This is a genomic window from Microcystis sp. M53603_WE2 (assembly GCF_030065435.1).
In genome coordinates this window covers 1-2,134 of the sequence record NZ_JASJFF010000183.1, presented here as the reverse complement: position 1 = coordinate 2,134, position 2,134 = coordinate 1, and the positions used below count along the sequence as shown (strand labels likewise).

Here is a 2,134-nt window from a genome sequence, read left to right as displayed (position 1 = left end):
CGGGAATTGGCGTGATTAACCTGCTCAGAAGCAATTATCGAGCTAATGCCGATAGTGAAATCCGAAATAATCTTAATCGTACTCTAGAGTTTGTTTCAGACGACGTGAGACGGGCAAAAACTATCGCTCAGACTGAAGCTTCGATCCTGACGGATCAAGTACCCCAAGCGCGAGCACCAGGAGCGCGAGCAGTTCTTGCTTTTAGAATTCCTGATCCTAGGAACCCAATTCAGATCCTCCCCGATCAGATCGTTTACTATACCACGGGCCCGGTCCCTGAAAATGGCTTGACTGGTCCGCGAGTCTTGTGGCGCTTCGGTCCGGATTTGGACCCTAATGGCAACTACATCACCCCCGACCAGATTGATACTTGGAGAAGGCACCCCGTCACCGATATGTTAGCAGCACCAGCACCGGCTCCTGGTGGTATCTGTTCTGCTCCTGGTAATTTTAGACTAATCGCCGTCAATCCTAACCCTGTTGTGGACGGTTTTTATGCCTGTGTTCGCGATGGTGGTGGTCAAGTGATTTTGAATGCCAACGCTCAGGTAGAGATGACTACTCTGACTGCTGGAACAAGGGATAAAGTTGACTACGCTGTCAGTACCAGAGTTTCCACCAGAGCTACCTGTGAAATATTTTGCCTCTTTTCTCCTATCGTTCCTCCTGGTGGTTTTGATCTGCCAGCTGGGTCGGCAGTTGTTCGAATAACAACTATACCTGTCCTTAACGTGCCAGCAGATGTTAAAGCTGAACTTCTTGCAGGAGACAATTGTTCCCCCTGTACTGTTGCTATACGTCCCCCCAGAGGGCAGCCAAGAAGCCCTTTGGGTATACCTGAGACTGTTTCGGCAAATCCTGGAGATCAAGTTATAATCACTGTCAATAACCTGATTAATGACCGCATTCCGGCCGATCCAATCAATAATAAAATAGAGGCATATACCTCTGCTAACCCCGATTCACCCAGGCCCCTTAATAAGGACCAAGCTTTATTGGTGTTTACGACTCCGTCAAGCTCCCATCAGGTTTTATTAACTATTAAACCTCGCTAAACTTATGGCAATAAGCTGAAACCTTGATGTTGTCCTCCTTAGTTAACCCTATTCCTTCTCGGAAATCATGGCCAAATCTCCTTAACTGGATCCTGGTCTAAAAAATCTAACTTAAACAGCGAATTGCCTCCAATAAACCCCTCGCTTTGTTGAGGGTTTCTTCATACTCTTTCTCCGGCTCAGAATCAGCGACTAACCCTGCTCCCGCCTGCACGGAAACCAGATAATTTTGATTACCCTGGGGACGAACAATCATAGTGCGAATCGTGATGGCACTATTTAACTGTCCCTCGAAATCGTAGTAACCATAAACCCCTGAATAGGGACCACGACGACAGGGTTCTAATTCATGAATAATTTCCATAGCACGAATTTTCGGGGCCCCACTGACGGTTCCCGCGGGAAAACAAGCTTTTAATAAATCCCAAGCACTTTTATTGGTGGCTAAATACCCCACCACATTACTAACAATGTGCATAACGTGGGAATAACGTTCAATGATCATTAATTCATCCACTTTAACCGTACCTCGATCGCACACCCGACCTAGATCATTTCTCCCCAAATCCACTAACATAATATGCTCGGCAATTTCTTTGGGATCTTGCAATAAATCCGTTGCTAAAGCTTGGTCTTCACTCAAGTTTTGTCCCCGGCGACGGGTGCCAGCAATTGGTCTGACCGTAGCCTTTATTTTACCTAATTCGTCCCGTTCTGCCTTAACCATCACTTCAGGACTAGAGCCAATAATTTGCCAATCCTTAAAGTTATAAAAAGCCATGTAGGGAGAAGGATTAATCAGACGCAGGGAACGATATAAATCGAAGGGATGACCCTGATAATTGGCATTTAAACGCTGGGAAATAACCACCTGAAAAATATCCCCCGCTTTGATATAATCCTTAGCTTTTAGGACATTTTGACAGAATTTTTCCTGAGTTGTATTGCTTTCATAGACTAATTCTTTCCCCTGACCAACCGGTAATAATTCCAGGGTTTTGGCATTAGTTGGTAGGGGTAATCGTAACTTGAGAACTAATTGTGTCACTCGATCGCAGGCCGCTTGATAAGCGGCCGCT

Annotated in this window: 2 protein-coding genes; one reads left to right on the top strand and one right to left on the bottom strand. The window is 45.7% G+C overall.

Going from position 1 to position 2,134, the window contains the following annotated elements; all coding sequences use genetic code 11:
• Positions 1-1,055, top strand: a 1,055-nt coding sequence (locus tag PX481_RS03920) for a hypothetical protein (RefSeq protein ID WP_288093732.1), incomplete at its 5' end; no start/stop codon positions are given.
• 106 nt (positions 1,056-1,161) lie between these two features.
• Here PX481_RS03920 and PX481_RS03915 read toward each other — a convergent pair.
• Positions 1,162-2,134, bottom strand: a 973-nt coding sequence (locus PX481_RS03915) for an anthranilate synthase component I family protein (RefSeq protein ID WP_288093731.1), incomplete at its 5' end; no start/stop codon positions are given.